At 55.9% G+C, this 2,170-nt stretch carries 3 protein-coding genes; all 3 read left to right on the plus strand.

The window, feature by feature from the left end; translation table 11 throughout:
• The first annotated feature begins 281 nt into the window (after window positions 1–281).
• A complete protein-coding gene (locus tag ACOSYY_RS09255) occupies window positions 282–968 on the plus strand; it encodes a TIGR02466 family protein (protein ID WP_421661982.1) in 687 nt (228 codons plus the stop codon).
• A 55-nt stretch (window positions 969–1,023) separates the two neighbouring features.
• On the plus strand, window positions 1,024–1,302 hold the full coding sequence (locus ACOSYY_RS09260) for a MoaD/ThiS family protein (RefSeq protein ID WP_421661983.1): 279 nt from the start codon (window positions 1,024–1,026) through the stop codon (window positions 1,300–1,302).
• Window positions 1,303–1,538: 236 nt separating this feature from the next.
• On the plus strand, window positions 1,539–2,170 hold a 632-nt coding region (locus ACOSYY_RS09265), incomplete at its 3' end, for a uroporphyrinogen decarboxylase/cobalamine-independent methonine synthase family protein (RefSeq protein WP_526023307.1).

A 2,170-nucleotide genomic window follows, 5' to 3' on the forward strand; every position in this document is an offset into this window, starting at 1 on the left:
CCGAAGACCTGCCAGCACCCGGTCACGGAGAGACAACCGAAGCCGGTTCGACCTGGAGCCTCGAGGGAGGACCGTAGGTCTGAGCTGGTTCGGAGTATTTTTCTTTCCTTCCGTTCTTGGTTCACGACCCTACCCCTTTCATCGAGTTGTTCAACCACCCGCGGGGGTGAAGTCGGTGCGAGAGGCCGCATGTCTTCATGCGCCTTCAGCCAATTTCCGCCGCCTCATGGTTGCACGACAGGTCTGTTCCTGTTGTCGCAAATCACCATGGAGGCGCGTCAATGGCAAGTGAGCCTGTCGCCCATACGACTTCAAAGATTGAGGTTTCAATTGCGCCGCTTTTTGCGACTCCCGTCCTAACCTTTATTGCGGAAGAACACGAGCGGCTCAATGCCGAACTTTCACGTGTCATCTTAGAACGTGAGGCCTCCCAACCCGCGCACTCCGATCCGGAAGTGATCGGATGGTCATCACCGCATGATCTCTCCATGTTGGAGTGGGCAGCCCCTGCCATAAACGAACTCCTCGGGCATGTCATCCATATCGCCTCACAGATGACGGAACTCCTTGACGCGTCGGTACGTCACGAACAGTCACTCGAGTGGCGGGTGGCGGAAATATGGGCCAACGTGCAGCGAAACGGTGGCAGTAACGCCGCCCATCCACACCCGGGGAGTTTTTGGTCGGGGGTCTATTATGTCGATTCCGGTGAGATGTCCGACGGATTGAGTGGTGGGGAACTCCGACTTTTCGATCCGAGGGGCTGCCTGCCACGCATGCTGGCGCCATACTTACGCTACAAGATTCCTGCGCTCCATGATGCCGGAACGAGCATCTCTCTGACTCCCTCGGCCGGTCAATGTCTGTTATTCCCAGGCTGGCTGTTTCACGCGGTCAATGTCTACAGCGGAAACGTTCCCCGCATCAGCATTGCGTTCAACCTGGATCCCATGTTGAAGGGATCATGAAGATGGCAAGGAACGGGTATGACGCGTTCCGGCCCGAACCGGGCAGGAGATGGCAATGGTTAAGATTTTCGTTCTAGGCACGTTGGGCAAGGCGGTGGCTGAGACCGAAATTGATCTTGAACTAAATGAATCCATGACGGTGCAACGGTTGGTCGAACATCATCCTGATCAACTCGGAGCTCTTTTGCCCTTTATCCTGAACGGAGAGGTATTGACCACGATCAACCGACGGATCGCGATGCCGGAGTTTCTGCTCAAGAACGGTGATGTCGTGAAATTGTCCTATCATTCACGAAACGTTGGGTACGATGGCGCTCGTGATATTCCAACCTAGGAGGGCGATGCGGCCGTTGTCACCAAAAGTTTGTGGTGGATCAAGCTCTGGCTCGGCTGCACTTTTCGGAGCAGTGCCCGAGGAATCTGTACGTTTATAGGTCTTTCTAAAGCGCGTGGTTCCTCATACCAGGTTGAGATGACGACAGCGGTGGTCTTTCTTACGGCATTCAAGTCGGCGGATTTCCTCCGCAAGGAGTGGCGGAGAATCCGCTTCGTTCAACACAAGGAGTCACCATGGCAATCCTAGCAACGTGTTTGGGATATCCGCGTATCGGCGGCGCCCGCGAACTGAAGAAGGCGGTCGAATCGTATTGGGCAACCAAGAGCACGGCGATCGATCTTCATCGCACCGCGGCGGACCTGCGACGTCGGCACTGGTCGGCCATGAAACAAGCCGGCATCGATCATATCCCAGTGGGAGATTTTTCGCTCTATGATCATATGCTGGATATGGCTGTGACCGTCGGCGCGGTGCCGAAACGATATCAAGGCATACAGGACCCACTCATCAGATACTTCGCCATGGCCCGTGGTCTTCAGAGTCCCGAGCAAGGGGTTGATGTCGCCGCTTTGGAAATGACGAAATGGTTCGACACGAATTACCACTACATCGTTCCTGAGCTCGAAGCGGGTCAAACATTCAAACTGGAAGCCTCACAGCTCCTCGCGCAGATCGACGAGGCCCGATCGCTCGGCATCGGACCCCGCCCAGTCATTCCCGGACCCGTCACATTTCTGCTGCTATCGAAAATGGCGGGTGACGCGACGGGCATGTCCCCGCTCGATCTGCTTGAGGCGCTGCTGCCAGTCTATGAACAGCTGATCACCGAGCTGGCCAAGCGGCGCGTGGGATGGATTCAACTCGA

Source organism: Nitrospira sp. BLG_2, assembly GCF_049222245.1.

Bases quoted from the DNA above. Each gene is read 5' to 3' on its own strand.
- ACOSYY_RS09260 (WP_421661983.1), top strand. From the start codon at position 1,024: ATGGTTAAGATTTTCGTTCTAGGCACGTTGGGCAAGGCGGTGGCTGAG.
- ACOSYY_RS09255 (WP_421661982.1), top strand. From the start codon at position 282: ATGGCAAGTGAGCCTGTCGCCCATACGACTTCAAAGATTGAGGTTTCA.